We start from the raw sequence: 26,664 nt of genomic DNA, 5'->3' as shown, positions 1-26,664 counted from the left end.
CTTATTGTTTAACCAAATTAACTTTTACCGGAGCGTCTTTTTTCAATGCCATCGATCCAGTTGTTAAAACGGTATCGCCAGCTTTCAATCCAGATGTAATTACAATATTTTCAGCTGTACGTGTGCCTGCCTCAACTTTAACTTCCTGTGCTTTTCCATTTTTTTGGATGTAAACAATTTTTCCTTTCAAAACGGGAACAACGGCTTCATTAGGGATTAGAATGGCATTATTTAAAGTACTTAATGCCAGTTTTATTTTAGCGAAAGATCCAGGTAACAAAGCATTGTTTGAATTTGGTGCCAGCGCCCGAATTTGTAAGGTTCTGGTTGTTGCATTAATTCCAGGCTCAATGGCATATACTTTTCCGGTATTTTCTTTCGAAGATCCATCAGTAGTAAATGTGATTTCTGAGCCAACCTTAATTTCACCCGCATATTTTTCTGGTACCGAAAAGGTAACTTTTATGGGGTTTGTACTTACCAAGTTTGCAATGGTCGTAGCCGGGGTTAAATAAGTTCCGGCCGAAATATTTCTCAAACCTATACGCCCAGTAAACGGTGCACGTATGGTTGTTTTAGCCAATTGCGCTCTAATTAATTGCGATTGCGCCTGCAAAGATTTTAAGTCTGCCAAAGAAGTATCGTACTCTTCCTGACTGATAGCGCCTTTGGCTAAGAGCTGTTTCGCTCGGTTTTCATTGGTGCCAGATAGGCGTTGCTTGGTTAATGCTTCTTGCAGTTGCGCCTGTATGTCAAGGTCGTTAACTTTTACCAAAACAGTCCCTTTACTTACTGTCGAACCTTCTTTGAAAAAAATTCCGGTAACTAGGCCTGACACTTCACTTTTAAGGATTACAGATTCATTTGCATCAATGGCACCGGTAATTTCCAAATCGTTATCAAATGAAACAGGTTTTACCACGATTCCATCAACTATTAATGGAGCCGATTTGCCATCTTTGCCGCCTTTTCCACCTTTGCCTGCAGATGCTCCTCCGCCTTTCCCTTCTATTTTCTTGTTCGCACTAATGCGATAATAAACTAAATAAGCTAGCCCTAAAGCTAAAATGATGTAAAAAATATACCTTTTCTTCATGTATTGGTGTGTGTGTATAACTGTTGAGAACATTAATATAGAACAAATGTTCGAAAATTGGTTGGTAAAAATATCCAATTAGTTTAAGCTTAAATTCGTTGTATTAAGGATGTTACTAAATCAACAAGCGCTCAAGACTATGTTGCACCACATATTGGCCTTATTGTGAAAACTTCCGTATCAACAGGGTTTAGGTAAAATTTATAGCTCAATTGCCATTAAAATTTTAAACGATGATAAGAAACTATAAATTTGTTGCAAAACACCATCCATATGTTTAATAAAAAATCAGTTTTAAGTTTAGTTTTATTACTAACGAGTATTATGGCAGCTAAGGCGCAAGTAAAAATAGGTTTCGAGGTTTCCTTTAAAGAACCACAGGCACATTATGCCGAAATACAGATGAATATTTCTGGTTTAGTTAAAGATTTCGTGGATGTAAAAATGCCAGTTTGGACCCCAGGTTCTTACTTGGTGCGCGAATTTGAAAAAAGTGTGGAAGAATTTAAAGCTACCGCTGCCGGCAAAACTGTAAGGGTAGAAAAAGTTAGGAAAAATACTTGGAGAATCTTTTCTGCTAAAGCAACAAATATCCAAATCAATTACCGTGTATATGCTTTCGAAATTTCTGTACGTACACCTTTCATTGATGATTCCCATGCTTTCTTATCGCCAACGGGTATATTCATGCACCCAGATGGAATGATTAAATCACCCAGTACCGTTAAAATTGTTCCATTTAAAACTTGGAGCAAGGTATCAACCGGATTAACTCCGGTAGCTGGCGAAAACTTTACCTATAAAGCAACTGATTTCGATATTTTATATGATAGCCCGATTGAAGTCGGCAACCAAGATGTTTTCGAATTTACCGCTTCTGGTGTACGCCACGAAGTAGCCATGTACGGTGGTGGTAATTATGATAAAGAAAAACTAAAGGTAGATATGGCCAAAATTGTGGAGCAAGAAACCGCAGTTTATGGTGAAAACCCGAACAAATACTATTTATTTATTGTACACAACTTTTCTCGTGGCGGTGGCGGTTTAGAGCATTTAAACTCTACAACCTTAGGTGCAACCAGAAACGCCTACAATACAGAAGCAGGTTATAAAGGCTTTTTAGGCTTGGTTGCTCACGAGTACCATCATTTATGGAATGTTAAACGCTTGCGTCCGGTGGCCTTGGGTCCGTTTGATTATGATAACGAGAATTACACCACCAATTTGTGGGTGGCTGAAGGTTTTACCTCATATTACGAAAACAAATATATGCATCGTGCTGGCTTTAATGATGCCAACACTTTTGTAAATGATTTGGCGGGAGCTATAGCTGTTGTACTAAACACACCAGGTGCTAAATACCAGTCTGCCTCAGCATCGAGTTACGACGCTTGGATTATTGGCTATCGCCCAAATGAAAACTCTAAAAACAATTCCATTTCGTATTATAACAAAGGCGAGGTAATTGGAATTATGATGGATTTGGAAATCATCAACGCCAGTAAAGGTACAAAAAGCCTCGATGATGTAATGAAAGCCATGTATTTACAATGCAAAACCTTGAAAAGAGGTTATACCGATGCAGAATTTAAGGCTATGGTGGAAAAAATTTCTGGTATTAATTTCACCAATTTTTGGGCTAAATACATTAATGGGGTAGATGATGCCGAATACGGTAAATATTTTGGCTATGCTGGTGTAGATGTTTCTACAGAAAACGCAACGCCAGGAAAACCTGTAACAGGTGCAAGTGGTCAGTTAAGCAACAGCGGTTTAATGGTTACTTCAGTTACAAGAAATTCGGCCGCTTGGGTTGATGGCTTAAATGTAAACGATGAAATTATCTCTTTAGATGATGTAACGGTTAATGATGCCCTCTCCAACATCAGGTTAAGAAGCCCTCTAATTTCATTAGATGTACTGCCAGTTGTGGCCAAAAAGAATATTGGAGAGGTGTTGAAAGTTAAAATTAAGCGTGATGGAATTGATCGCGAGCTATTGTTAACCCTAAAAGCAAACCCAAGTGTGCGTTTGAAAGCAACCATAAATGAAAACGCTAGTCCAGCACAGAAAGCTGTTTTTCAAAAATGGACAGGTAAATAACCTGTTTTCGGCTTTAGCCGTACAGGAGAAAGGCCAAAGCATTTTGAATGCTCGTTAAGGTGCTGAAATAAATTCAGCATGACGGATGGTTTTGAAGCATGACGGAGGGCACACATCAAAGTGTTTGTAAAGAGGACAACTAAATAATGTTTATTTAAAAGGCATAAAAAAACCGTGAGCAAATTGTTCACGGTTTTTTTATAAATGCTTCGTACCAAATTAAAAGGTATATCTAAAGCCTAAGCCAAATCGGCCAGCATTAAAGTCGCTATCATTGCTGCCAATGTATAATCTTGGTCTCCAATCTAAAGCCAATGCCAAAGGTGCACCGCTAAATTTATAGTCTAAACCTACCATCGGCACTAAATAAAAGCTAGATCCACCATCGTAAAGTTGTACAGATGGACCACCACCAAGGTACCAATCAAGTCCTTTAGCACCAGGAATTGGAGCGTTGTACTGTAAGAAAGCTTGTAAAATCGTAGAATTTCCACCGAACAAAACTTCGCCTTGTAAAGCTGCATTTCTGCTGAAATGATGTCTAACAGATGGGCCAACTAAGGTTGCTCCATCACCAAAATCGATACCCAAGCCTAAACCAGTTTTGTAATTTTGAGCTTTAACAGTCGTTGCAGTCATCGCGAATAAGGCTACGCAACCAAAAATAGTAAAGAATAATTTTTTCATAATTTGTAATTTTAAGGATGAATTATTAAGGTTGCAATTAAACAACATTTGTGCCGTTTATGTTTTTTGGGTAAAAAACAGATTAGATAAAAACAATGCTTGCATAGTAATTTTGTAATTGCTAAGTTTATTTAAATATTTACATGATGAAATTTTAGCAAAGCTATCGTAGGCTTAAATAGAATTTCTAATCACAAAAAACATATTGTTTACGTCTTTATGTTTGATTTTTTTAACTTAACCAAATATTATAAATTATATGGCTGCATCAATTAAACGGGTTTTCGATCTCTTAAAATTTAGCCTTGAGCAACCCAAAGCAGAATTCATCAGCGGAAAAATTAAAGGAAAGTGGATAAATTACAGTACACAAGATTTTTGCAACACGGTTGACGATTTAAGCCGAGGATTAGTCAAACAAGGCATTGGCAAAGGCGGTCGGGTGGCGGTGATGTCTCACAACAGGCCAGAATGGAATATTGCCGATTTTGCGGCCAACCAAATTGGTGCCTATCAAATTCCATTGTATCCAACGCTAGCAGAAAACGATATTCAATTTATTTTAAAGGATGCCGAAATCGCAATAATTTTTGTTGCAGACGAGGAAATTTACAAAAAGGTTAAACCTTGTGTAGAAGCTGTAAATCCAGCGATAAAAATTTATGGTTTTAATGAAATACAAGGTACCGCGCACTGGAGTACCTTATTAGAAGAGGGTAAGTCCAGTGCCGAAATCAATCTTGATGAATACCGTGACAAGGTAAAGCCGGAAGATATTCTGACTTTAATATACACATCTGGTACAACTGGCACCCCGAAAGGCGTGATGTTAACACACCACAATTTAGTTTCAAACTTTGTAAACTCGGCCGTGGTAATGCCCGAAGGCGTAAGCAAAGGATTGAGCTTTTTACCGCTTTCGCATATTTTCGAGCGCATGATTATCTATTTGTACCTCTTTAATCACACGGCGGTGTATTATGCAGAAAGTATGGATACCATAGTTGCAGATATTCAGCAAGTTAAGCCAAATGCTTTTTCAACCGTTCCTCGTCTTTTAGAAAAGGTGTACGATAAAATAATGGAAAAGGGAAAATCTCTAACTGGAATTAAAAAAGGGATTTTCTTTTGGTCGGTTGCATTGGCCGAAAAATATACAACCGATGCTGGCCCTTGGTATAATTTTAAATTGGGTATTGCAAGGAAACTGGTTTTCAAAAAATGGCAGGAAGCTTTAGGAGGCGAGATTGTAGTTATTGTTTCTGGGGGTGCAGCACTAAATCCACGATTGGCAAGAATTTTTTGGGCAGCAGGAATGCCTGTGTTTGAAGGATACGGATTAACCGAAACCTCGCCTGTAATTACGGTAAATCACTTCGGTGGAACGATGTTTGGCTCTGTTGGCGAGGTGATTAAAGGTGTGGAAGTAAAAATTGCCGAAGATGGTGAAGTTTTAACTCGCGGCCACCAAGTGATGAAAGGCTATTATAATCGTCAAGATTTAACAGATGAAGCCATTGATCGTGAAGGCTGGTTCCACACTGGCGATATAGGTGAATTGGTAGATGGGCGCTTTCTAAGAATTACAGATCGTAAAAAAGAAATGTTTAAAACCGCAGGCGGAAAATACATTGCGCCACAAATGCTTGAAAATAAATACAAAGAATCTATATTTATCGAGCAGATTATGGTTTTGGGAGAGAATAGAAAATTCCCTTCTGCCCTGATTGTTCCTAATTTCGAAACACTAAAAACATGGGCGGGTAGAAAAGGCATTCCATACACTACTAATGAAGAAATTATAAAAAACGAGCAGGTTTTAACGAAATATACTGAGGTAATTGAAGCTGCAAGTGTGGGTTTTGGTAAATGGGAACAAGTTAAGCGTTTTGCCTTATTGCCAAAAGAATGGAGCATTGATGGGGGAGAGCTTACACCTAAATTAAGTTTAAAAAGAAAAGTAATTACAGAAAAAAATAACGAAATCATTGAAAAGATATACAAGGATGCAGAGAACTACAAGGCATCGAACTAATTATAAAGTAATATCAGCTTACCTTTTTATCGTTTTATTATGCTCAGCTTGTGCAAGCGGGCAATTGGGTAAAAACAACAGTAACGAATTTAGAAATGGGATGGTGGTTTCAGCCCATCCAGCCGCCTCAGAAGTTGGCATAGAAATCTTAAAAAAAGGAGGCAATGCAATAGATGCAGCAGTTGCCGTTCAATTTGCCCTAGCCGTTGTTTATCCTAATGCAGGAAATATTGGCGGCGGTGGTTTCATAGTTTATCGCGCTGCAAGCGGAGAAGTAAATACGCTCGATTTTAGGGAAAAGGCCGCACAAGCTGCTAACCGTGATATGTATTTGGATTCAGCAGGTCATCCGATAGTGGACAAAAGTTTATATGGTGATTTGGCTGCCGGTGTACCAGGTTCGGTTGATGGGATGGTGGAAGCCCACAAAAAATACGGCAAACTAACTTGGGCGCAGGTTTTACAGCCCGCTATCGAACTTGCCCAGAATGGATTTAAAATTACCAAAAGACAAGCAAGCGAATTAAACGGTCTCCACCAAAAATTTATGCAGTTCAATCCCAACGGTACGGCATTCGTAAATTTGGAGAGTCCTTGGCAAGAAAATGATGTATTGGTACAGAAAGAGCTCGCCAATACACTCAAATTGATTCAGGAAAAAGGCAGAGCAGGGTTTTATGAAGGTGCCGTTGCCGATTCAATTGTAGCTGAAATGCAACGTGGCAAAGGGTTAATCACCAAAGCCGATTTAAAGAATTACCGCGCCACATGGCGAAAAGCAATTATAGGTCAGTATAGAGGTTATAAAATTGTCACTATGCCCCCAACATCGAGCGGTGGGATTGCCCTCGTTCAACTGCTTCAATCGGTAGAACCTTTTCCATTAAGAAAATGGGGTCATAATGCCGATTCAACAGTACAGGTGATCGTAGAAGCCGAAAGAAGAGTGTATGCAGATCGCGCTACGCACTTGGGCGATCCTGATTTTTATGCCGTTCCGCAAATGGAACTCACCAAGCCCGAATACAATAAAAATAGAATGGCTAATTTTAACTGGAACGCTGCAACTCCAAGCAGTGCAATCTTTGCTGGCGAAGTTAAAGGCAAGGAGCACGAAGAAACCACCCATTTCTCTATTGTGGACAGAGCCGGAAATGCTGTGTCCATCACCACAACGTTAAATGGTTCTTATGGAGCTTTGGTAGCCGTAAAAGGTGCGGGCTTCCTCTTAAATAATGAAATGGACGACTTTTCTGTAAAACCTGGCGCCCCAAATATGTATGGTTTAGTTGGAGGTGAAGCCAATGCAATTGCACCGAATAAAAGAATGCTAAGCTCCATGACACCAAGTATTGTAGAAAAAGACGGAAAATTGTTCATGGTTGTGGGTACCCCAGGTGGTTCAACCATTATCACTTCGGTTTTGCAAACCATTATTAATGTAATCGATTTTGATATGTCGATGCAATCTGCTGTATCGGCGAAAAAATTTCATCATCAGTGGCTACCAGATGAAGTGTATGTAGAAAAAGACGCTTTGGATAGTTTGACTACACAGAAGTTAAAATCTAAAGGCTATGTAATTAGCCCGAGAGGGCCAATTGGCCGTGTTGATGCGATATTAAAAACCAAATGGGGCTATTATCAAGGTGGTGCTGACCCGCGTGGCGATGATAAGGCCATTGGCTATTAATCCTTTAATAAAGTAATTTTTTGATCAAATCATAGTTTTGGTATGGCGATTGCATAGAATGGTCAAACGCTTATTTAACGTTATTTAGAAATTATGAAATCAAAATTATTCAAAGCATTACCAGTAGCAATTGCTGGTTTATTTATTGGATCAGTAGCTCAAGCTCAAGAGCCAATGGCATCAAGCACAACCAGTTTAAGAACATGGTCAATCGGTGTTAATGCCGGTGTACTTACACCATTATCTCCACTGGGCGGTAAAAACGATTTTAGCAACAACAAATCTAGTTTAGGCTATGGTCTTTACATCAAAAAACAATTTACACCTTATTTCTCTTTACGTTTAGACGGAGTTAGAGGGAAATTGAAAGGTGATAATACAGAAGCTTTCGAAAGCGGAGTAACCAACAATTCACCAGTAAGATCATTTGATACTCAGTTAGAATATTCTGGAACCTTAAGCGCAGTTGTTAATATGTTTAACATCGATATGTTTAAGAAAGAAAATGCATTACAACTTTATGCTTCAGCAGGTGCAGGTTTAGCAGGTTACAAACCAACCATTACAACTGCTGCAGGTACAGTAGATTACGCAGGTGGTAAAAACATTAGCGAATTAATTATTCCGGTTGGCCTGGGTGCTAAATTTAAAATTTCTGACGCGGTAAACTTTGATTTAGGTTGGACAATCAACTTTGTTGATGGTGATAACTTAGATGGTTACTACAGAGGATCAAACGATAAATATAACTATGCTTATGCAGGTTTAGAATTTGCACTTGGAAGCGGAAAACAATTGGCTTTCCACAATCCAGTTGCAGCCACTTATGATGAAGCTTTAGCTGCGAAAAATACGGCTAACGCATTAAAATCAGACTTAGATGCTCAAAAAGCTGAAAATGCAAAATTGCGTTCAGATTTAAACAACTTATTAGCTGATGCTGATGGTGACGGTGTTGCTGATAAATTAGATAAATGCCCTGGTACACCAGCAGGTACAGTGGTTGATGGTTCTGGTTGTCCATTAAAAGTGCCAGCTCCACAAATTACAGAGAAAGTAATCGTTACTGAAGCAGATCGTGCAGTTGTTAAAGAAGCCATTAAAAATTTAGAGTTCGATTTAGGTAAAGCTACTATTCGTTCTAAATCTTTCGCATCTTTAAATAGAGTTGCAGCATTATTAATCGAGAAAAACTTCAGCTTAAAATTAGCTGGTCATACAGATAACACAGGTTCTAAAGAATTAAACTTACGTTTATCAAAAGATAGAGCAGAATCAGTGAAAGCATATTTAGTTTCTCAAGGCGCTAATGCATCTCGTATAGAAGCTACAGGTTATGGAATGGGTCAACCAATTGCAACAAACAAAACTGCAGCTGGTCGTCAACAAAACCGTCGTGTAGAATTTACAATTTACTAATCTAACTTAGTTTTAATAGAAAGCGTCCTGATGAAAATCAGGACGCTTTTTTTGTGACAAAAAATAATTAATTTCTGCTTGCATTAACAAAATACATTCGTTAGCTTTGTTATGCAAGCATAATAAAATTAACCAAATGAAGCAACAACAAACATTAGATTACCACGTAAAGTTTGCCTGGCAAAATATGTTTAATAAATATAATCAAATGGCATCAAGTTTTGGGATCACCCAGGCGATTGGTTATATGTTAATTAATATTGATGATGTTGATGGTACAGCTGTTTCGAATCTTGCAGCGTTGCTTGGTGTTAAAGCCACCAGCTTATCTCGCATGTTAAACAACATGGAAGAGGCTAGGTTAATTTATCGCGAAACTTCGGTTGGAGATAAAAGATCTGTTAAGGTTTTTCTGACCGATTTTGGTAAAGAAAAGAAACATTTAGCCAAAGGTGTTGTTCGCAAATTTAATGAGTATCTCGACGAGCATTTCTCCAAAAAAGAAAAGGAGACTTTCATAAATCTATTGATAAAACTAAATGATATAACTGTAGCATATACCGTTGATTAACATGAAAAGAAGCATAAATAAAGTTGCTGTTTTAGGCTCAGGTATTATGGGTTCGCGTATCGCCTGCCACTTCGCCAATATTGGTGTAGAGGTTTTGTTGTTGGATATTGCCCCAAAAGATTTGAATCCAGATGAACAAGCAAAAGGATTAACATTGGATCACCCTGCGGTGAAAAATCGAATTGTAAATACCGCCTTGCAAACTGCTGTAAAAACAAATCCATCCCCAGTTTATTCTAAAAAAGTATTGAATAAAATTAAAACAGGAAACTTCGATGATGATATGTCGAAGATTTCAGGCTTTGATTGGGTGATTGAAGTAGTAGTCGAAAATCTGGACATCAAAAAGAAAGTTTTTGAGCAGGTTGAGCAATTCCGCAAACCAGGTACATTAATTACTTCAAATACTTCCGGTATTCCCATTCATCTTATGGCTGAAGGAAGAAGTGATGATTTTAAAGCGCATTTCTGCGGAACACACTTTTTCAATCCGCCACGTTACTTAAAATTATTAGAAGTAATACCAACGCCACACACCAAGCCAGAAATTGTTGATTTCTTGATGCATTATGGTGATAAATTTTTAGGTAAAACTACGGTGCTCTGCAAAGATACGCCAGCTTTTATTGCAAATCGTGTAGGTGTTTATTCCATCATGGCACTTTTGCATTTGGTTGAAAAACTAGATTTAACTGTAGAAGAAGTAGATAAGTTTACTGGTCCAGCTTTGGGCAGGCCAAAATCGGCAACTTTCCGCACATCGGATGTGGTTGGTTTAGATACCATGATTAAGGTTGCCAAAGGGCTTTATGATAATTGTCCGGAGGATAAGGCGCATGATTTATTTCAACTTCCAGCCTATGTAAAGAAAATGGAAGAGCAGAAATGGCTAGGTGATAAAACCAAGCAGGGCTTCTATAAAAAAACAAAAACGGCTGATGGTAAAACGGAAATTCTTGCGCTTGATTTAAAAACTTTAGAGTACAAGCCACAGCAAAAAGTAAAATCGGCCACTTTAGAAATGACCAAGCCGGTTGAAAATCTTCGCGATAGGATGAAGATTTTTGCCAAGGGGAAAGACAAAGCAGGTGAGCTTTTCCGTCATTCTTCATTTGGTTTGTTCGAATATGTATCCGATAGAATTCCAGAAATATCTGATGAATTATATCGTATAGACGATGCCATGCGAGCAGGGTTTGGCTGGGAACTAGGCCCATTTGAACTTTGGGATGCCGTTGGCGTTAAAGAAGCCCTCGAAGGGATGGACCAATATGGAAACAAAGCTGCGGCTTGGGTACATGAAATGCTTGATGCTGGAAATACCTCATTTTATAAAGTTGAGGATGGCATTAAAAAGTATTATGACATTCCCTCAAAATCCTATAAGGCTTTACCAGGAACAGATGATTTTATCATTTTAGATAACATTCGCGAAAACAAAACGCTTTGGAAAAACTCGGGTGTATCTATTATTGATTTAGGCGATGGCATCTTAAGTGTAGAGTTCCACACCAAAATGAACACAATCGGTGGGGATGTAATTTCTGGAATCAACAAAGCAATTGACATGGCTGAGAAAGACTATCGTGGCTTAGTTATCGGCAATGATGGCGCTAATTTCTCTGCGGGCGCAAATGTTGGGATGATTTTTATGATGGCCGTTGAGCAGGAATGGGATGAATTGAATATGGCGATTCGCATGTTCCAAAACACATCTATGCGCATTCGTTACTCATCAATTCCAGTGGTAGTTGCGCCACACAATTTAACATTAGGTGGTGGTTGCGAATTTAGTTTACACGCCGATCATGTTCAGCTTTCTGCCGAAACGTATATGGGTTTGGTTGAGTTTGGTGTAGGGGTAATCCCAGGCGGAGGCGGCACAAAAGAGTTTGCCTTAAGAGCTTCTGATGAATATAAAGATGATCAAATCGTTCAAAATGCTTTGAAAGAACGTTTCTTAACCATTGGTATGGCGAAAGTTTCTACATCAGGCTATGAAGCGTATGAGTTGGGTTACCTTCAAAAGGACAAATTTTCGATTTCAATGAACCGCAACCGATTGTTGGCTGATGCGAAAGCAAAAGCAATTGAACTTGCCGATGCTGGATATACAAAACCAGTTCAACGTACTGACATTAAAGTATTGGGCAAGCAAGGTTTAGGAATTGTTTATGCAGGTGCAAACAGCATGTATGCGGGGCATTTTATTTCCGAACACGATAAAAAAATCTCCGAAAAGTTAGGTTACGTAATGTGTGGAGGTGATTTATCCTCTCCAACAGAAGTAAGCGAACAATATTTGTTGGATTTAGAAAGAGAAGCCTTTTTGTCACTTGCTGGGGAACGAAAATCGCTGGAAAGAATTCAATCAATTATAACAAAAGGTAAGCCATTAAGAAACTAGGGAATAGAGGTGAGAGAGTTGGGATATGAGAGGTTAGATATTAGATATGAGAAGTTAGATATGAGAGGTTAGAGATTAGATGACAGAGCTTGTCAGGTCACCAATCTCTTTTCTCCTATCTCCAGTCTCACATCTCAAGTCTCTAATCTCACATCTTAAGTCTCAAATAAAAAAATAAACATTACGATTTGGACAATCTGTTTCGGGCAAATCTCGAAGCATTGTCTCAAATCTCAAATCTTAAAACATGGAAGCATATATTATAGCCGGATATCGTACAGCAGTAGGTAAAGCACCTCGTGGCGTATTCCGTTTTACAAGAGCTGATGATTTGGCTGCAGAAGTGATTAGAGCATTGGTTGCATCTGTTCCAAACTTAGATAAGGAACAAATTGATGATGTAATGGTGGGTAATGCTACACCAGAGGCGGAGCAGGGTTTAAATATCGCCCGTATGATTTCGCTAATGGGTTTGGATACCGATAAAGTTCCGGGTGTTACCGTTAACCGTTATTGTGCATCTGGTTTAGATACCATTGCAACCGCGGTGGCAAAAATTAAGGCTGGCATGGCCGATTGTATTATTGCAGGGGGAGTAGAAGTGATGAGTGGAATGCCTTTCGGTGGGTGGAAATTGGTACCCAATGCGGAGGTAGCTAAGAATAATCCCGATTGGTACTGGGGCATGGGCCTAACGGCCGAAGCGGTTGCGAAAGAGTACAAGGTTAGTCGTGAAGATCAAGATGCATTTTCACTAAAATCTCATGAAAAGGCAATTCATGCCATTAAAAATGGTCATCTAAAAGATGGTGTTTTGCCGATTACCATTAATGAAAATTATTTGGATGATAACCTGAAGAAGAAAACCCGTTCTTACGTTGTAGATACAGATGAAGGACCTCGTGCAGATACCACTTTAGAAAAATTAGCAAAATTGAAACCTGTTTTCGATGCTGTTGGAAGCGTAACTGCGGGTAACTCGTCTCAAACGTCTGATGGAGCCGCCTTTGTTTTGGTAGTTTCTGAGAAGAAGATGAAAGAATTAAACGTAGAGCCGATAGCGAGATTGGTAAGTTATGGCGTGGCAGGGGTACCCCCAAGAATTATGGGAATTGGTCCGATTGAAGCCATTCCGAAAGCCCTGAAACAAGCAGGACTAAAACAAGATGATATCGATTTAATTGAATTAAATGAGGCTTTCGCATCACAATCTCTAGCCATTGTCAGAACGTTAAATTTAAATCCGGATATCATCAATGTAAATGGAGGTGCCATCGCTTTAGGTCATCCTCTAGGCTGTACAGGGGCTAAACTTACCGTACAAATGATGAATGAATTGAAAAGACAAAATAAAAAATATGGCATGGTTACGATGTGCGTAGGAACCGGCCAAGGCGCAGCAGGGATTTTTGAGCTTTTATAGATTAGTTTAAGTGAGTATCAAGTATCAAGTTTGAAGACCGATAGGATAAAAATCATCCCCAAAAGAATTCATCTCAAATATTTACTCAATTTTAAAACTAGTGTATGCACAACTTTAAGGATTTAAAGGTCTGGCAAAAGTCGATTGAATTAGCGGTTGAAGTTTATAAGGCTGTATCAACGCTTCCAGCTGACGAGAAGTTTGGTTTAATTTCGCAAATGAAGAGATGTTCGGTTTCAATCTCTTCAAATATTGCTGAAGGATGTGGAAGGGGCAGCAGTGCTCAATTCAAATATTTTTTAAACATCAGTCAAGGTTCGGCTTTTGAATTAGAAACGCAATTGATTATATCGAACCAACTAAAATTGTTGAATGACGAGCAATCAGCCGATTTGATTCAGAGAACAATCGAAATTCAAAAAATGGTGCATGCCTTATCAAAAAGTATGAATGTTTGAAACAATTCGCATTTGAAAAAAGGGATAAGATATCAATTAGAAATATCAAATTTTAAAACATTTCTATCATTTGATACTCGCTTTTGTGTGCACATAAATATTTAAAACTTAATCCTAGCGAAAATCAGGTTGAGCTTTGTCTTGATACTCGCTACTAGATACTATAACAATGGAAACAACTGAAAAAAAGACAATTAAAGGTGGAGAGTTCTTAATTAAAGAAACCACGTACAAGGATGTATTTATTCCTGAAGAATTTGATGAAGAGCAACAAATGATTGCACAAACCTGTCGCGATTTTTTGGAAGCAGAGGTTTATCCTAACTTAGATAAAATTGATAAGCAGGAAGACCCTGAATTGATGCCAAACCTTTTAACGAAGGCTGGTGAATTAGGAATTTTGGGCGTTTCTGTACCCGAAGAATACGGAGGTTTCGGTAAAAACTTCAACACATCTATGTTGGTTGCCGATGTTGTAGGTGCAGGACATTCGTTTGCGGTAGCCCTATCAGCACATACTGGAATCGGAACTTTGCCGATTCTTTATTATGGAAATGAAGAACAGAAAGCCAAATACATACCCAAATTAGGCTCTGGAGAATGGAAAGCTGCCTATTGCTTAACCGAACCAAACTCGGGCTCTGATGCCAATTCAGGAAAGACAAAAGCGAAACTAAGCGACGATGGAAAACATTACATCATCACTGGACAAAAAATGTGGATCACCAATGGTGGTTTTGCAGATATCTTCATCGTTTTTGCAAAGATAGATGACGATAAAAACTTGACTGCATTTATCGTAGAAAAAGATTTTGGCGGCATTACCATGAACCCAGAAGAACATAAAATGGGCATCAAGGGATCATCAACTCGTCAGGTGTTTTTTAACGACTGTGAAGTTCCGGTTGAAAACATGTTGAGCGAAAGAGAAAATGGTTTCAAAATCGCAGTAAACATTCTAAATATAGGTCGTATTAAATTATCGGCCGCAGCTATTGGGGCCTCAAAAGCAACTTTAAGTACCGCAATCAATTATTCCAATGAGAGAATTCAGTTTGGTCGCCCGATTTCTAAATATGGAGCCATCCGTTTTAAAATAGCAGAAATTGCCGCCAAACTGTACGCCGTAGATGCAGCAAATTATCGTGCAGGACAAAACATAGATGACACTTACGACCAATTGGTGGCAGGCGGAATGGAATCTGGCAAGGCACGATTGAAATCTGTTGAACAATTCGCAGTGGAGTGCGCCATTTTAAAAGTTTGGGGTTCTGAAGCGCTTGATTACACCGTTGATGAGGGCGTTCAAATTTATGGAGGTATGGGTTTCAGCGCCGATGCACCAATGGACAGGGCTTATCGCGATGCTCGAATTAACCGCATTTTTGAAGGTACAAATGAGATTAACCGTTTGTTAACCGTTGATATGATGCTTAAACGCGCAATGAAAGGGGAATTGGATTTAATGGGGCCAGCTACTGCTGTGGCTGCCGAATTGATGAGTATCCCTGATTTTGGAGAAGAAGACACCACCTTATTCGCTGCCGAGAAAAAAGTTTTAGCCAATTTGAAGAAGGCTACGTTGATGGTTGCAGGCGCTGCGGTTCAGAAACTTATGATGACCTTAAGCAAAGAGCAAGAAATTTTAATGAACATAGCTGATATGGCAGGTTATGTGTACGTTTTTGAATCAGCCTTGCTTAGAACAGAAAAATTAGTTGCAACAAAAGGCGAGGAAACATCGGCTGGTCAATTGGATTTGTTAAGAATTTACATGGTTGAGGCCGTTGATGGTATTGCAAAGGCTGGTAAAGAAGCACTTTGGGCATTTGCCGAAGGCGACGAACAACGCATGATGTTGGTTGGACTACGCCGTTTTACCAAAGTGGAGCCATTTAACGTTAAAGAGGCCAGACAAAGAGTCGCACAACAATTAATCGAAGCCAATAAGTATATTTTTTAATAAAGGTGAAAGACTAAAGTTGAAAGACCGAAGACCGAAGTGGGAAGACGCAATACTTTTATCTTTTTTGTTTCTTTTGTGAAAGCAAAAAGCTGACAGACTAAAGGTGAAAGGCCAAAGCAGAAGCACCAAAACTGTTGTTTCTTTTGTATCCTTTATGGTTCATTGCGAATCGTTAGTCTTTCACCTTTCTCCTTTGGTATTTTTGCGCCCTTTAGTCTTTCACCTTTCTCCTTTGGTCTTTTCCCACCCTTTAGTCTTGTTTGCTATGTGTTAAAATTGGTTAAAAATTGTGGCATCCGTATTAAAAGCTTATTTTTGCGGATAATGGTTAAGTTTAAATATTTCTCAATACTTCTTTTGTTTGTTCTGGCGTTATCTTCTTGTAAAAAAGAAGAAGATGTAGATACGCAGATTTCAAACTATATTCAACAGAATAAGATTAATGCTGTAAAAGATCCATCAGGCTTATACTATCAAATCATTAAACCCGGTTCTGGAACTACCAACATCAATTCGAATACAAACATTACCATTATTTACGAAGGTAAATTACTTGATGGAACGGTGATTGATAATGGTGGAGGCAAAGAGAACACATTTAGATTAGGAGATCTAATCGAAGGTTGGAAAATTGGCATTCCCAAAATTCAAAAAGGCGGTGAGATTAGATTAATTATTCCACCGGCTTTAGGATACGGAAGTAGAGCGGTAGGACCTGTTCCGGCCAATTCGGTTTTAGATTTTAATATACAGTTAACAAACGCACAATAATAAACAATGAACAATTTTTCTAAAATAAGTCTGGCTGCCCTATTATTGGCTACAACCATTTTCAGCTCTTGTAAAAAGGAGTATGAAAGTATTGAAAGCGTTGATGAAGCTGCGATTCAGGCCTATATTAAAGCAAACAATCTTGGCTCTGTAATGAAATCAGATGGTTCTGGCTCTTACTACCAAGTTATAGATGGTGGTACAGGCGATGTTTTTGCAAATAGAGACTCGGTTTTCTTTAGCTACCAAGAAAAATCGATTACCGATGGAACTGTATATAATTCTACTTCAACATATGGAGTAAGTGGAACTTATTTTGGTTACATGAGTAATACGTTTAATGGTACATGGGGTAAGGCACTAAACGGATTGAAGTATGGCGCTAAAGTTCGTATCCTAATCCCATCGCACCTTGCCTATGGTAAAAACGGTTCCTCAGCTATAAATGTACCCTCAAATGCCATTTTGGATACCTACATCACCACGCTTACGTATAGAAAACAATGGCAATTGGATGATTACTACATTCAAACCTACTTAACAGCAAATAAAATTACGGCTACAAAGGACCAAGCTACGGGGATTTATTATGTAGTTACCAGTCCGGGTACACCAGGCACAGTGATTAATGACCAAACAACATTAGTTGTAAAATATACAGGAAGGTTTTTAAGTGGAACTACGTTTGATTCCTCTTCAGATGGAACCTTTTCTACAACATTGAATGATGTAATAAAAGGTTGGGGCATTTTGAAAAACTTTGCCCCAGGTGCCAAGGTTAGACTTTTTATTCCATCAGCTTTGGCTTATGGCCCTTCTGGAAGTATAGATTCATCATCAGGTGTAAGCGTAATCCCTGCAAATACAACATTAGATTTCGACATTGAAATTGTAAGTGCTACGAATTAGACAAAGCCTCCTTAAAAGCTTTTAAAACTCGTTCTCTTGCAAAAGTATGCTCAACTATTGGTTGGGCATATTTTTTTGTACCAAACTCTGGAACCCATTTCTTAATATACTCAAACTTTGGATCAAATTTTTTGGTTTGAAGTTCCGGGTTAAAAACTCTGAAATAAGGTGCGGCATCATTTCCAGATCCTGCAGCCCATTGCCAGCCACCAACGTTACTCGCCATTTCGTAGTCTAAAAGCTTTGAAGCAAAATAATTTTCGCCCCATCGCCAATCAATTAACAAATGCTTAGATAAGAAACTTCCAACAACCATTCTCACCCTATTGTGCATCCATCCAGTTTCGTTTAATTGCCTCATGCCAGCATCAACAATTGGATAGCCTGTGTTCCCCGTGCACCAAGCTTTAAACTCTTCCTCATTATTGCGCCACTTAATCTTGTCATATTGCTTTTTAAAAGAGTCGAAGGCTGCATAAGGAAAGTGCCACAAAATGGTCATGTAAAATTCTCTCCAGGCAAGTTCAGACAGCCACACGTTTGATTTCGCATCAATGGCATCTTTTACAGCTTTGCGGATACTTAGCGTTCCAAACCTTAAATGTAAGCCAATATGGGTGGTAGCATCCAATGCAGGAAAATCTCGCTCCTTGGCATAATCATCCAACTTACTTTTATAACTAATTTTTGGAAATTCCATTTTGCTTTTTTCAAAGCCCATATCCTTTAAAGTCGGCAGATTTAAATGCTTGCTTTTAGTAAGATTTTTGAAATATTTCGTTGTAGGATAAGGTTTTATATAAAAATCGTTAAGCTTTGCATGCCACTGTTTGTAAAAAGGTGTAAAAACAGTGTAAGGCGTTTTATCCGCTTTTAAAATTTCGCCCTTTTCAAATATAACCTGGTCCTTAAAGGTTTTGAAAGCAATTTTCTCGCTGCTTAAAAATTCAGCCATGTTATCGTCGCGTTCGCGAGCATAAGGTTCGTAATCGTGGTTGGTATAAACCTCTTTAACCTCATAACCCTTTAAAATTTCTGGCCAAACCTTTTCTGGTTCGCCATACTTAACCAACATATCCGAACCATGTTTGCGAAGATCTGCCTTTAAAGCCTCAATGGTTTGATGGATAAAGGTTACCCGTGCATCATCTTTTTGAAGTTTATCTAAAATATTTTTGTCGAAAATAAAAAGTACCAGTACGGGCTTGTCGCTTTTTAATGCATGATAAAGTGCGGCGTTATCTTCTAAACGCAAATCTCTCCTCAACCAACAAATATTAACTCCTAAATTTTCTGAATTGGACTTCAATTTTTCAACGTGCATAAATACTTCTTAATATAAATTTTATTTGCCTTAATTCCTATGCGTATAAATCTTTTAAGGCGTCTTCAACCTGTGTAAACTTGAATTTGAAACCAGCGTTTAGTAACTTTTGAGCAGAGGTATTACTACTCATTAGAACGGCATCAGCCCTATCGCCCATTAAGGCGTGTAGGGCAAACTTTGGTACTTTAACGGGCCAAAAAGGACGATGAAGCTGCTTAGCAATGGCTTTAGTTAAGCCATAATTGGTTACTGGAAAAGGTGCGCAAGCATTATAGCTGCCAGCTGTATTTAAGTTTTCTACTGCGAAAATGTACATGCCTACCATATCATCGAGGTGCAACCAAGGTGTCCATTGTTTCCCCGTTCCAATTGCAGAACCCGCAAAAAAACGAACCGGAAGATCCAATTGTGGCAGTGCACCCCCGGCTCTGCTCAATACAATTCCGGTGCGGAGTTTCACAACCCTTAAACTCAATTTTTTACCCTCATCAACGGCATCTTCCCAAAGCTTACAGCATTCTGCTAAAAAGCCATAGCCATTCGGCGTTTCTTCCGTTAAAATTTCGTCGCCACAATCGCCGTAAAAACCTACCGCAGATGCAGAAACGAATGATTTTACTTGATGATCGGGTTTTGATCTAATGGTTTTAAAAAGTAATTGAGTCGATTTTACACGGCTATCAATAATCTGCTGTTTACGTTCTTCTGTCCATTTTTTATCTACAACAGGCTCGCCAGCTAGGTGGATAATCGAATCTACACCGTTTAAGCAAGCCTCATCAATAGTACCCTTATACACGTCCCAAAAAAAAGTATTTGGCTCGCCAGTTTTCTTTCTCGACAGCGTATTCACTTCGTAGCCTTGTTTAACCAATTGTTTTTTGAGTGCTTTGCCTACAAGTCCGGTTGCCCCAGTAATCAGAATCTTTTTTACCATGGTTTTAAAACACTAAAGATACAAAAGGGTTTTTGCACTGCTCACAACAAAATTAGTAAGTCCGTGTTGGTTTGGCAGAAAGCACCAATTAAAAATGGATTCATCCTCAAATATTTACTTGTTTACGAATGGAATGCAAAAATTTTCATGATGATTTGGAAATGAGCGGTCTTTACTTCTTGGCGAACAGCAGTCCCGCCATTCGCTATAGCCCTCGTGAAAAACTCGGGGCTGCCGCTACTGTCGGGTTTAAATTGAATGGACTGATATAACAAGCCAAAAGCATCAATCTTTCTGCCCCTAAGGGATCAAAGCGAGATGCCCCAATTTTTCATTGGGGCAGAAGGCGGGAGCGGGGCTGCTGCCCCCCGACTATTCACCAACGTTCATTTCCAAAAAATATAAACGCTTTCGTCTTATCATTTCCGCAAAGTGCCTTCGCTTTAAGGAATTGAATAGGTAAAGCATGTTAATGATGATTTGGAAATGAACGGTCTGTACTTCTTGGCGAACAGCAGTCCCGCCATACGCTATAGCCCTCGTGAAAAACTCGGGGCTGCCGCTACTGTCGGGTTTAAATTGAATGGACTGATATAACAAGCCAAAAGCATCAATCTTTCTGCCCCTAAGGGATCGAAGCGAGATGCCCCAATTTTTCATTGGGGCAGAAGCGGGAGCGGGACTGCTGCCCCCGACGATTCACTAACGTTCATTTCCAAAAAATATAAACGCTATTGTCTTATCATTTCCGCAAAATGCCTTCGCTATAATCCCGCAATAACCTTATTTTTTGGTGCTTTAACTGAATAACTTAGCTTAATTATTTTGGTTTCGTTTGGCGCAATTTTTAATTGCCAAGAAAGCATTCCATTATCTTTGTTTACTTCAGCACCATTAGCTTCTAGAAGTTCTATTTCAATATCACTTTCGGTTGATAGTGGGTATTGATCTTTCAAGGTTAAATCTATGCTTTCTTTTTTCGTATTCCTGATTTTGATTAGATAAGTAAACACTTGTTTTTTGTTTGTTCCAACAAATTTTGTGCTGCTAAAATCTTGTTGTTTCTCTTTGGTTATGATGATTTTTTTATCTTTCCCCATACTTAAACTCAGGGTATCTTGAATGTTTGCTGGGTTGATGTAAGACTTCCCGGTATAAGTGCCTTCGAAAATAATGTTAGCATCGCCCGCCTGTAGATTTAATTTTTCCCAATCGATTACATCCGCCAATAAATAGGCATCGGTGCTCAACCTAGGAGCCGCATAATATTTGTATTTTACAGGTACTTGGTATTCTTTGAAAGAAACCGTGTGTGGTTTGTTATCGCTATTTACATCATAAGGGATATCGATATTAAAAGTTACACCGAGCTGAGATTCGTTAACAGAAGTGTAATTGTTTACGGTAGATACCGCCCCAGTAAAGCGCTCTTTTTTCGCGCTCCCGTAGCCCACGACCAGTACTTCGTTTAAGCTATTTTTTTGTTCACCAGGAAATGATGATGTGCCTCTAATACGGATTTGCGGTTGTGAGGTTGATACGAACCAAGGATTTAATATGGGTGCTGTAATGTTATAATTTGGATTGCCGGTTGATAACGCAAGCTTAACTTTTTTCCAATCTAAACCTGTATTTTGGGTAATCGCAGCTTTGTAAACCAGGCCTAAGGGATTGGAAATGTTTGTGGATTTAATGTCGTAACTGGCTGCCCAATTTGCGTTTGGTGTAATGTATGTTACGTTATATTGTGCATCTATATTTTCTTTTGCCATCAATTGCAACACCAACTGGCCAAGTTGTTGGTTAGGGTTATTCCTGAGCTCGGCAATTTGTTGTTGTAAGGCACTTAATTTTTGGTTTTGCTTGTCTTCAGTTAGGCTTAAGGTAGCAATGGCAGCTCTTACTTCCGCATTTTTAGTGCGGTAATAATCGGCAAGTTTAATCAATTCGGTAACATTTGTTCCAGAGTTTGTGCCGCCCGATTTTCTATTCTCATCTAGCAAAACCAGAGTTTGTTCTTCGATGGTTTTGGCATTTTTGGTTTTAATCAACTCGTTAGAAATGATTTTAACACTATCCGTTAATCTTTTAATTTCAGGATTGGCGGCTTCTGTATTTAAGAAATCTTTATTAAACTGAACCGATAATATGGTTACACCAGTTGAAACCCCAACTTGGATCGAGTTTTCATTCACACGTCCAGATATATTGTTAATTACAATTTCTGAGGTGCCCGCTGGCAAATTTACCTTTCCAATATGGCTCAATTGTGCACCATTATTGTAAACGGTAACACTTTCTAGTGAGGCCTTGGTTTTAATTTGTTGTTGTGCACATAAACTGATTGGGAATAGTAAAAGTGTTAGCAAGTGTTTCATGTTTTTTTCTTATTATGGTATCGTTAATTTTTAATAGAGGATGTGCAGATTTCTACTATTCCATAAGTCAATTTGCTTTTGTTGAGTATTTGTAAAGAATTTCGCATGTTTTTGTGGCAACAGAAAAATAAGATATTTTTGTATAGCGCTCATATTACTCTTAATTAGGTAAGGAATGTCCAAAAAAATTTTAGTCTGGTTTAGAAATGATCTTCGCTTGCATGATAATGAAATGCTTGTGGAGGCAATTGCGAAATCGGATATAATTTTGCCTGTTTATATTCTTGATCCGCGGCTATTTGGCGAAACCAAATACCACACTTTAAAAACCGGAAATATCAGAGGACAGTTTATCTTGGAAAGTGTAGCGGCTTTAAGAAATTCCTTAAAACAAATTGGTGGTAACTTATTAATCGCTAAAGGCCATCCCGAAGAAATTATTCCGCAACTGGTTCAGGAATACGAAATTACAGAGGTTTATCACCATCGTGAGGTAGCGAGTGAGGAAACCCACATTTCGGCAATGCTAGAAAATGCACTATGGAAACTTCGCGTTAATCTGAAACACTTCATCGGTCATACTTTATACAATAAAGAAGACTTACCCTTCCCAATTAAAGATATTCCAGATGCATTTAATCAGTTTAAAAAGAAAATTGAACGAGATTCGATCATTAAGCCTTGTTTTTTAGCGCCAGATCGAGTTAACGTTGCAGAGGTAATAGATTGGGGAACTTTATCAACTTTAGAAGATTTTGGATTGGTTGCCCACCTTAAAGACCAACGATGCGATTTCGAATTTGCAGGTGGCGAATCCTGTGGAATAGCGCATCTTCACAAAGTTATTTTAGCCATGCAACAGGCTGCTACAGCCAAGAATTTAATTTTGGCATCGAAACTTTCTGCCTGGCTGGCTATGGGTTGTTTATCTCCTCGTAAAGTATATTGGGAAATCAAAAAAATGGAAACTACGCCTAATACCAAGGCCATGTTTAATCATATTTTGTTGGGCTTGCTTTGGAGAGATTATTTCCGCTTTATGTTTAAAAAATACGGCAACACATTTTTTACTCCCGATGGTTTCGGAAGTCAAGGCCCGGTTGATGTAGAGAACGAAAAGGAAAATTTTAATAAGTGGAAAAATGCGCAAACGGGTTTTGCTGTGGTGGATGCTGTAATGACGGAGTTGAACCAAACTGGTTACATTTCTAACATTGCTCGCCAAACTGCTGCTTTATATCTAATAAACAATTTAGAGGTGAGTTGGATTTATGGAGCTGCTTATTTTGAAGAAAAGCTAATCGATTATAATCCAGCCAGTAATTGGGGCAATTGGGCAAATATGGCTGGTGTTGGTAACGACCAAAAAACTAAAAATGTATTCGATTTGGATAAGAATATTAAAAATCTCGATCCAAAAGGGAACTATGCCTTAACTTGGGCTTCTTAAAAAGTGGTTAATTTTTTAAATGGGAGGAATCAAAAGGCGGCCTTTTTTAACGATCTGATTTTGCACATTTTAATCATTCCCGATATTAATTATTCCAATTTCAATCATTCTATTTTTAATCGAGATTTTTGCCATTTATATAAGGTAAAATTCTAATTTTGTAATGCTTATAGTAAACAGTTAATAATGGGTAGTTTATCTTATCTTAACGGCGCAAACGCCGAATATATAGAGTCTTTATATCAGTCTTATCAGCAAGACCCAGAGTCGGTTGAATTTGGTTGGCGGAAATTTTTTGAGGGTTTTGATTTCGGAAGAGGATCAGAAGCACCAACAGTAACTGCAGAAACTCCAGAACAATTTTTAAAAGAGGTTAGTGTTTTAAATTTGATTGACGGATATCGTACTCGTGGTCACCTATTTACGCACACCAATCCAGTACGCGAAAGACGTAAACATTTACCTACATTAGATTTAGATAATTTCGGTTTATCAGATGCAGATTTGGAAACTGTTTTTAACTCTGGAGTAGAAATTGGTATCGGTGCAGCAAAGCTGAAAGATATCGTTGCCTTTTTAAAACAAACCTACGCACACTCCATCGGAGCAGAATATAAATTTTTACGTACGCCAGAAGTGTTGAATTGGATTCAACAAAAAATGGAAAGTGCACGTAATACCCCAAACTTTTCTATCGAGGAGAAAAAACGCATTTTAAGAAAATTAAATGAAGCAGTAAGCTTTGAAAATTTCTTAGGTACAAAGTTCTTAGGTCAAAAACGTTTCTCTTTAGAAGGAGCGGAAGCTTTAATACCTGCTTTAGATTCTGTAATTGAAAAAGGAGCAGAGCTGGGCATCGAGGAGTTTGTAATTGGTATGGCACACCGTGGTCGTTTAAACGTATTGGCCAATATCATGCAAAAAACCTACAAAGATATTTTTGCAGAGTTTGAAGGCAAAAGCTATAATCCAGAAACCCCTTTTGGTGGCGATGTAAAATATCATTTGGGTTACTCAACCGATGTAACCACAAATGCAGGAAAAAGCGTTCACTTAAGTTTATGTCCAAATCCTTCTCACTTAGAAACTGTTGATGGCGTTGTTGAGGGCATGAGCCGCTCTAAAATCGATTTCAAATATGGCGGTGATAACAGTCGTTTAGCTCCAATTTTGATTCATGGCGATGCATCGGTAGCTGGACAAGGTATTGTGTATGAAGTAATTCAAATGGCAGGCTTGGATGGCTATAAAACCGGTGGAACCATCCACTTGGTTATTAACAATCAAATCGGCTTCACAACAAATTACAAAGATGCACGTACCAGTACTTATTGTACGGATATTGCCAAGGTAACTTTATCGCCCGTTTTCCACGTAAATGGCGATGATCCTGAAGCGTTGGTTTATGCCATTAATTTAGCGATGGAATATCGTCAGAAATACAAAAACGACGTGTTTATTGATATCCTTTGTTATCGTAGATTTGGACACAATGAATCGGATGAGCCAAAATTCACCCAACCTTTATTGTACAAAACCATAGAAAAACACCCTAACCCAAGGGAATTATATATAGAACAATTAACCAAAGAGGGTAAATTGGAGGCAGGCTTGGCAAAAGAAATGGAAAAAGATTTCCGGGGTATTTTGCAAGAACGTTTAAACGAAGCTAAAGAATATGTAGCGGGTAATGCCGAAGTTAAATTCGGTGGCGCCTGGGCAGATTTGCGTATGGCTACTCCAAAAGATTTCGAAACTTCGCCAGTTACCGCAGTAAAAAAATCTACCCTGTTAGAAATTGGTAAACGCATTACAACTTTGCCAGCCAATAAAAAGTTTTTTAAGAAAATAGAGAAACTATTTGCCGAGCGAACCAAGATGGTTAATGAAACCAAAGTTTTCGATTGGGCAATGGGCGAACAATTGGCTTATGGTACTTTACTATCAGAAGGTAAACGTGTTCGTTTAAGTGGGCAAGATGTAGAGAGGGGAACTTTCTCGCACCGCCATGCTGTTTTAACTTTAGAAGATAGCGAAGAAGAATATGTGCCATTGGCTAATATTTCAGATCAGCAAGCCCCATTTGATATTTACAATTCTCACTTATCAGAATACGGTGTTTTAGGCTTTGAATATGGTTATGCAATGGCCAACCCAAATGCATTAACCATTTGGGAAGCACAATTTGGCGATTTCTTTAATGGAGCACAAATTGTTGTAGATCAATACATTGCAAGTGCCGAAACAAAATGGCAACGTGAAAACGGTTTGGTGATGTTATTGCCACACGGTTATGAAGGTCAAGGTCCTGAGCACTCTTCAGCACGTATTGAGCGTTTTATGGAGCTTTGCGCCGATTATAACATGCAAGTAACCAACTGTACTACGCCGGCAAACTTTTTCCATGTTTTACGCAGACAGTTTAAACGCGATTTCCGTAAGCCGTTAATTGTATTTACTCCAAAAAGCCTATTGCGTCATCCAGCATGTGTTTCTAAATTAGAGGAGTTTACAGATGGTGGTTTCAAAGAGGTTATTGACGATGTAAATGTTAAAGTTGCAGATGTAAACAGAATCGTTTTCTGTAGTGGTAAAATTTATTACGAGTTGCTAGAGAAACAACAGGCCGATAAAGTTAAACATGTTGCAATTGTACGTGTTGAGCAATTGTATCCTACACCTGTCGATCAAATGGAAGCCATCAAGATAAAATACAAAAATGCAGATGAAATTTTCTGGGTACAAGAAGAACCAGAAAACATGGGCGCATGGCCATATCTATTCCGTAAATTGTATAAAACAGCCTTAAAAGGCATTGATGTAATTTCTAGAAGAGAAAGCAGCAGTACGGCTACAGGATTTGCAAAACAACATGCCAATCAACAAGCTTATATTTTAGCCAAAGCACTAGAGGTGCCTGTGAAAAAAGAGGAGTTGAAAGACGCCACTAAAAAAGCAAGCAAAAAATTAGCTGAGGCCGATTAATATAGCATCAAAAAGCAAATGCTATTTCTTAATCGGATTTAATGATTGA

18 protein-coding genes are annotated in these 26,664 nt (G+C 38.6%); 13 read left to right on the top strand and 5 right to left on the bottom strand.

The features are described from left to right. Position 1 precedes the first annotated feature (1 nt). Complete coding sequence (locus DHW03_RS07600; protein ID WP_109925167.1) at positions 2-1,096, bottom strand: efflux RND transporter periplasmic adaptor subunit; 1,095 nt, start codon at positions 1,094-1,096, stop codon at positions 2-4. Positions 1,097-1,369: 273 nt separating this feature from the next. On the opposite strand from DHW03_RS07600, the gene DHW03_RS07595 reads away from it, so the two are divergent. Continuing rightward, positions 1,370-3,199 carry a M61 family metallopeptidase gene (locus DHW03_RS07595; protein ID WP_109925166.1) on the top strand — a complete coding sequence of 610 codons (1,830 nt, stop codon included), beginning with the start codon at positions 1,370-1,372 and terminating at the stop codon, positions 3,197-3,199. Positions 3,200-3,418: 219 nt separating this feature from the next. Here DHW03_RS07595 and DHW03_RS07590 read toward each other — a convergent pair whose 3' ends face one another. Continuing rightward, positions 3,419-3,886: a hypothetical protein gene (locus DHW03_RS07590; RefSeq protein ID WP_109925977.1), complete on the bottom strand. Its 468-nt coding sequence runs from the start codon at positions 3,884-3,886 to the stop codon at positions 3,419-3,421. Between the two features lie 259 nt (positions 3,887-4,145). On the opposite strand from DHW03_RS07590, the gene DHW03_RS07585 reads away from it, so the two are divergent. The 10 genes from DHW03_RS07585 (at position 4,146) to DHW03_RS07540 (ending at position 17,538) form a co-directional block, all read left to right on the top strand. After that, positions 4,146-5,921: an AMP-dependent synthetase/ligase gene (locus DHW03_RS07585; RefSeq protein ID WP_109925165.1), complete on the top strand. Its 1,776-nt coding sequence runs from the start codon at positions 4,146-4,148 to the stop codon at positions 5,919-5,921. After that, complete coding sequence (ggt, locus tag DHW03_RS07580; RefSeq protein ID WP_109925164.1) at positions 5,893-7,614, top strand: gamma-glutamyltransferase; 1,722 nt, start codon at positions 5,893-5,895, stop codon at positions 7,612-7,614. Before DHW03_RS07585 ends, ggt begins: the two co-directional genes overlap by 29 nt. A gap of 93 nt (positions 7,615-7,707) precedes the next feature. Further along, positions 7,708-9,033 (top strand): OmpA family protein, encoded by a 1,326-nt coding sequence (locus tag DHW03_RS07575; protein WP_109925163.1) that lies wholly within the window; start codon positions 7,708-7,710, stop codon positions 9,031-9,033. A 136-nt stretch (positions 9,034-9,169) separates the two neighbouring features. Next, positions 9,170-9,604, top strand: a complete 435-nt coding sequence (locus DHW03_RS07570) for a MarR family winged helix-turn-helix transcriptional regulator (protein ID WP_109925162.1) — start codon at positions 9,170-9,172, stop codon at positions 9,602-9,604. A gap of 1 nt (position 9,605) precedes the next feature. After that, positions 9,606-12,011: a 3-hydroxyacyl-CoA dehydrogenase/enoyl-CoA hydratase family protein gene (locus DHW03_RS07565; protein ID WP_109925976.1), complete on the top strand. Its 2,406-nt coding sequence runs from the start codon at positions 9,606-9,608 to the stop codon at positions 12,009-12,011. A 247-nt stretch (positions 12,012-12,258) separates the two neighbouring features. Then, a complete protein-coding gene (locus DHW03_RS07560) occupies positions 12,259-13,434 on the top strand; it encodes an acetyl-CoA C-acyltransferase (protein WP_109925161.1) in 1,176 nt (391 codons plus the stop codon). A 104-nt stretch (positions 13,435-13,538) separates the two neighbouring features. After that, on the top strand, positions 13,539-13,892 hold the full coding sequence (locus DHW03_RS07555) for a four helix bundle protein (protein WP_109925160.1): 354 nt from the start codon (positions 13,539-13,541) through the stop codon (positions 13,890-13,892). Between the two features lie 169 nt (positions 13,893-14,061). After that, a complete protein-coding gene (locus tag DHW03_RS07550) occupies positions 14,062-15,855 on the top strand; it encodes an acyl-CoA dehydrogenase family protein (RefSeq protein WP_109925159.1) in 1,794 nt (597 codons plus the stop codon). Positions 15,856-16,182: 327 nt separating this feature from the next. Further along, positions 16,183-16,629: an FKBP-type peptidyl-prolyl cis-trans isomerase gene (locus tag DHW03_RS07545; RefSeq protein ID WP_109925975.1), complete on the top strand. Its 447-nt coding sequence runs from the start codon at positions 16,183-16,185 to the stop codon at positions 16,627-16,629. Between the two features lie 6 nt (positions 16,630-16,635). Next, positions 16,636-17,538, top strand: a complete 903-nt coding sequence (locus DHW03_RS07540; RefSeq protein WP_109925158.1) for an FKBP-type peptidyl-prolyl cis-trans isomerase — start codon at positions 16,636-16,638, stop codon at positions 17,536-17,538. Here the strand turns inward: DHW03_RS07540 and DHW03_RS07535 are convergent. From DHW03_RS07535 to DHW03_RS07520, 3 genes are all read right to left on the bottom strand, one after another. Then, positions 17,528-18,862 carry a cryptochrome/photolyase family protein gene (locus DHW03_RS07535; RefSeq protein WP_109925157.1) on the bottom strand — a complete coding sequence of 445 codons (1,335 nt, stop codon included), beginning with the start codon at positions 18,860-18,862 and terminating at the stop codon, positions 17,528-17,530. The genes DHW03_RS07540 and DHW03_RS07535 overlap by 11 nt on opposite strands. A 37-nt stretch (positions 18,863-18,899) precedes the next feature. Beyond that, positions 18,900-19,802: a TIGR01777 family oxidoreductase gene (locus tag DHW03_RS07530; RefSeq protein WP_109925156.1), complete on the bottom strand. Its 903-nt coding sequence runs from the start codon at positions 19,800-19,802 to the stop codon at positions 18,900-18,902. 764 nt (positions 19,803-20,566) lie between these two features. Further along, positions 20,567-22,180 (bottom strand): DUF4139 domain-containing protein, encoded by a 1,614-nt coding sequence (locus DHW03_RS07520; protein ID WP_109925154.1) that lies wholly within the window; start codon positions 22,178-22,180, stop codon positions 20,567-20,569. 175 nt (positions 22,181-22,355) lie between these two features. Between DHW03_RS07520 and DHW03_RS07515 the strand changes: the two genes are divergently transcribed. Together DHW03_RS07515 and DHW03_RS07510 are read left to right on the top strand one after the other, a co-directional pair. Next, positions 22,356-23,630 carry a DASH family cryptochrome gene (locus tag DHW03_RS07515; protein ID WP_109925153.1) on the top strand — a complete coding sequence of 425 codons (1,275 nt, stop codon included), beginning with the start codon at positions 22,356-22,358 and terminating at the stop codon, positions 23,628-23,630. A 186-nt stretch (positions 23,631-23,816) separates the two neighbouring features. Next, complete coding sequence (locus tag DHW03_RS07510; protein WP_109925152.1) at positions 23,817-26,615, top strand: 2-oxoglutarate dehydrogenase E1 component; 2,799 nt, start codon at positions 23,817-23,819, stop codon at positions 26,613-26,615. Positions 26,616-26,664 lie beyond the last annotated feature (49 nt).

Origin of the sequence: Pedobacter yonginensis (assembly GCF_003173595.1) — a bacterium.
In the GTDB taxonomy this organism is placed as follows: Bacteria; Bacteroidota; Bacteroidia; order Sphingobacteriales; family Sphingobacteriaceae; genus Pedobacter; species Pedobacter yonginense.
The sequence above is the reverse complement of the archived record's forward strand: the minus strand, read 5'-3'. Positions and strand labels throughout refer to the sequence as shown.

What these genes read in the sequence shown, in the direction of transcription:
- DHW03_RS07550 (WP_109925159.1), top strand. Translation starts at nt 14,062, where the DNA reads ATGGAAACAACTGAAAAAAAGACAATTAAAGGTGGAGAGTTCTTAATT.
- DHW03_RS07540 (WP_109925158.1), top strand. Translation starts at nt 16,636, where the DNA reads ATGAACAATTTTTCTAAAATAAGTCTGGCTGCCCTATTATTGGCTACA.
- DHW03_RS07565 (WP_109925976.1), top strand. Translation starts at nt 9,606, where the DNA reads ATGAAAAGAAGCATAAATAAAGTTGCTGTTTTAGGCTCAGGTATTATG.
- ggt (WP_109925164.1), top strand. Translation starts at nt 5,893, where the DNA reads ATGCAGAGAACTACAAGGCATCGAACTAATTATAAAGTAATATCAGCT.
- DHW03_RS07520 (WP_109925154.1), bottom strand. Translation starts at nt 22,180, where the DNA reads ATGAAACACTTGCTAACACTTTTACTATTCCCAATCAGTTTATGTGCA.
- DHW03_RS07555 (WP_109925160.1), top strand. Translation starts at nt 13,539, where the DNA reads ATGCACAACTTTAAGGATTTAAAGGTCTGGCAAAAGTCGATTGAATTA.
- DHW03_RS07600 (WP_109925167.1), bottom strand. Translation starts at nt 1,096, where the DNA reads ATGAAGAAAAGGTATATTTTTTACATCATTTTAGCTTTAGGGCTAGCT.
- DHW03_RS07515 (WP_109925153.1), top strand. Translation starts at nt 22,356, where the DNA reads ATGTCCAAAAAAATTTTAGTCTGGTTTAGAAATGATCTTCGCTTGCAT.
- DHW03_RS07585 (WP_109925165.1), top strand. Translation starts at nt 4,146, where the DNA reads ATGGCTGCATCAATTAAACGGGTTTTCGATCTCTTAAAATTTAGCCTT.
- DHW03_RS07590 (WP_109925977.1), bottom strand. Translation starts at nt 3,886, where the DNA reads ATGAAAAAATTATTCTTTACTATTTTTGGTTGCGTAGCCTTATTCGCG.
- DHW03_RS07545 (WP_109925975.1), top strand. Translation starts at nt 16,183, where the DNA reads ATGGTTAAGTTTAAATATTTCTCAATACTTCTTTTGTTTGTTCTGGCG.
- DHW03_RS07560 (WP_109925161.1), top strand. Translation starts at nt 12,259, where the DNA reads ATGGAAGCATATATTATAGCCGGATATCGTACAGCAGTAGGTAAAGCA.
- DHW03_RS07530 (WP_109925156.1), bottom strand. Translation starts at nt 19,802, where the DNA reads ATGGTAAAAAAGATTCTGATTACTGGGGCAACCGGACTTGTAGGCAAA.
- DHW03_RS07595 (WP_109925166.1), top strand. Translation starts at nt 1,370, where the DNA reads ATGTTTAATAAAAAATCAGTTTTAAGTTTAGTTTTATTACTAACGAGT.
- DHW03_RS07535 (WP_109925157.1), bottom strand. Translation starts at nt 18,862, where the DNA reads ATGCACGTTGAAAAATTGAAGTCCAATTCAGAAAATTTAGGAGTTAAT.
- DHW03_RS07570 (WP_109925162.1), top strand. Translation starts at nt 9,170, where the DNA reads ATGAAGCAACAACAAACATTAGATTACCACGTAAAGTTTGCCTGGCAA.
- DHW03_RS07510 (WP_109925152.1), top strand. Translation starts at nt 23,817, where the DNA reads ATGGGTAGTTTATCTTATCTTAACGGCGCAAACGCCGAATATATAGAG.
- DHW03_RS07575 (WP_109925163.1), top strand. Translation starts at nt 7,708, where the DNA reads ATGAAATCAAAATTATTCAAAGCATTACCAGTAGCAATTGCTGGTTTA.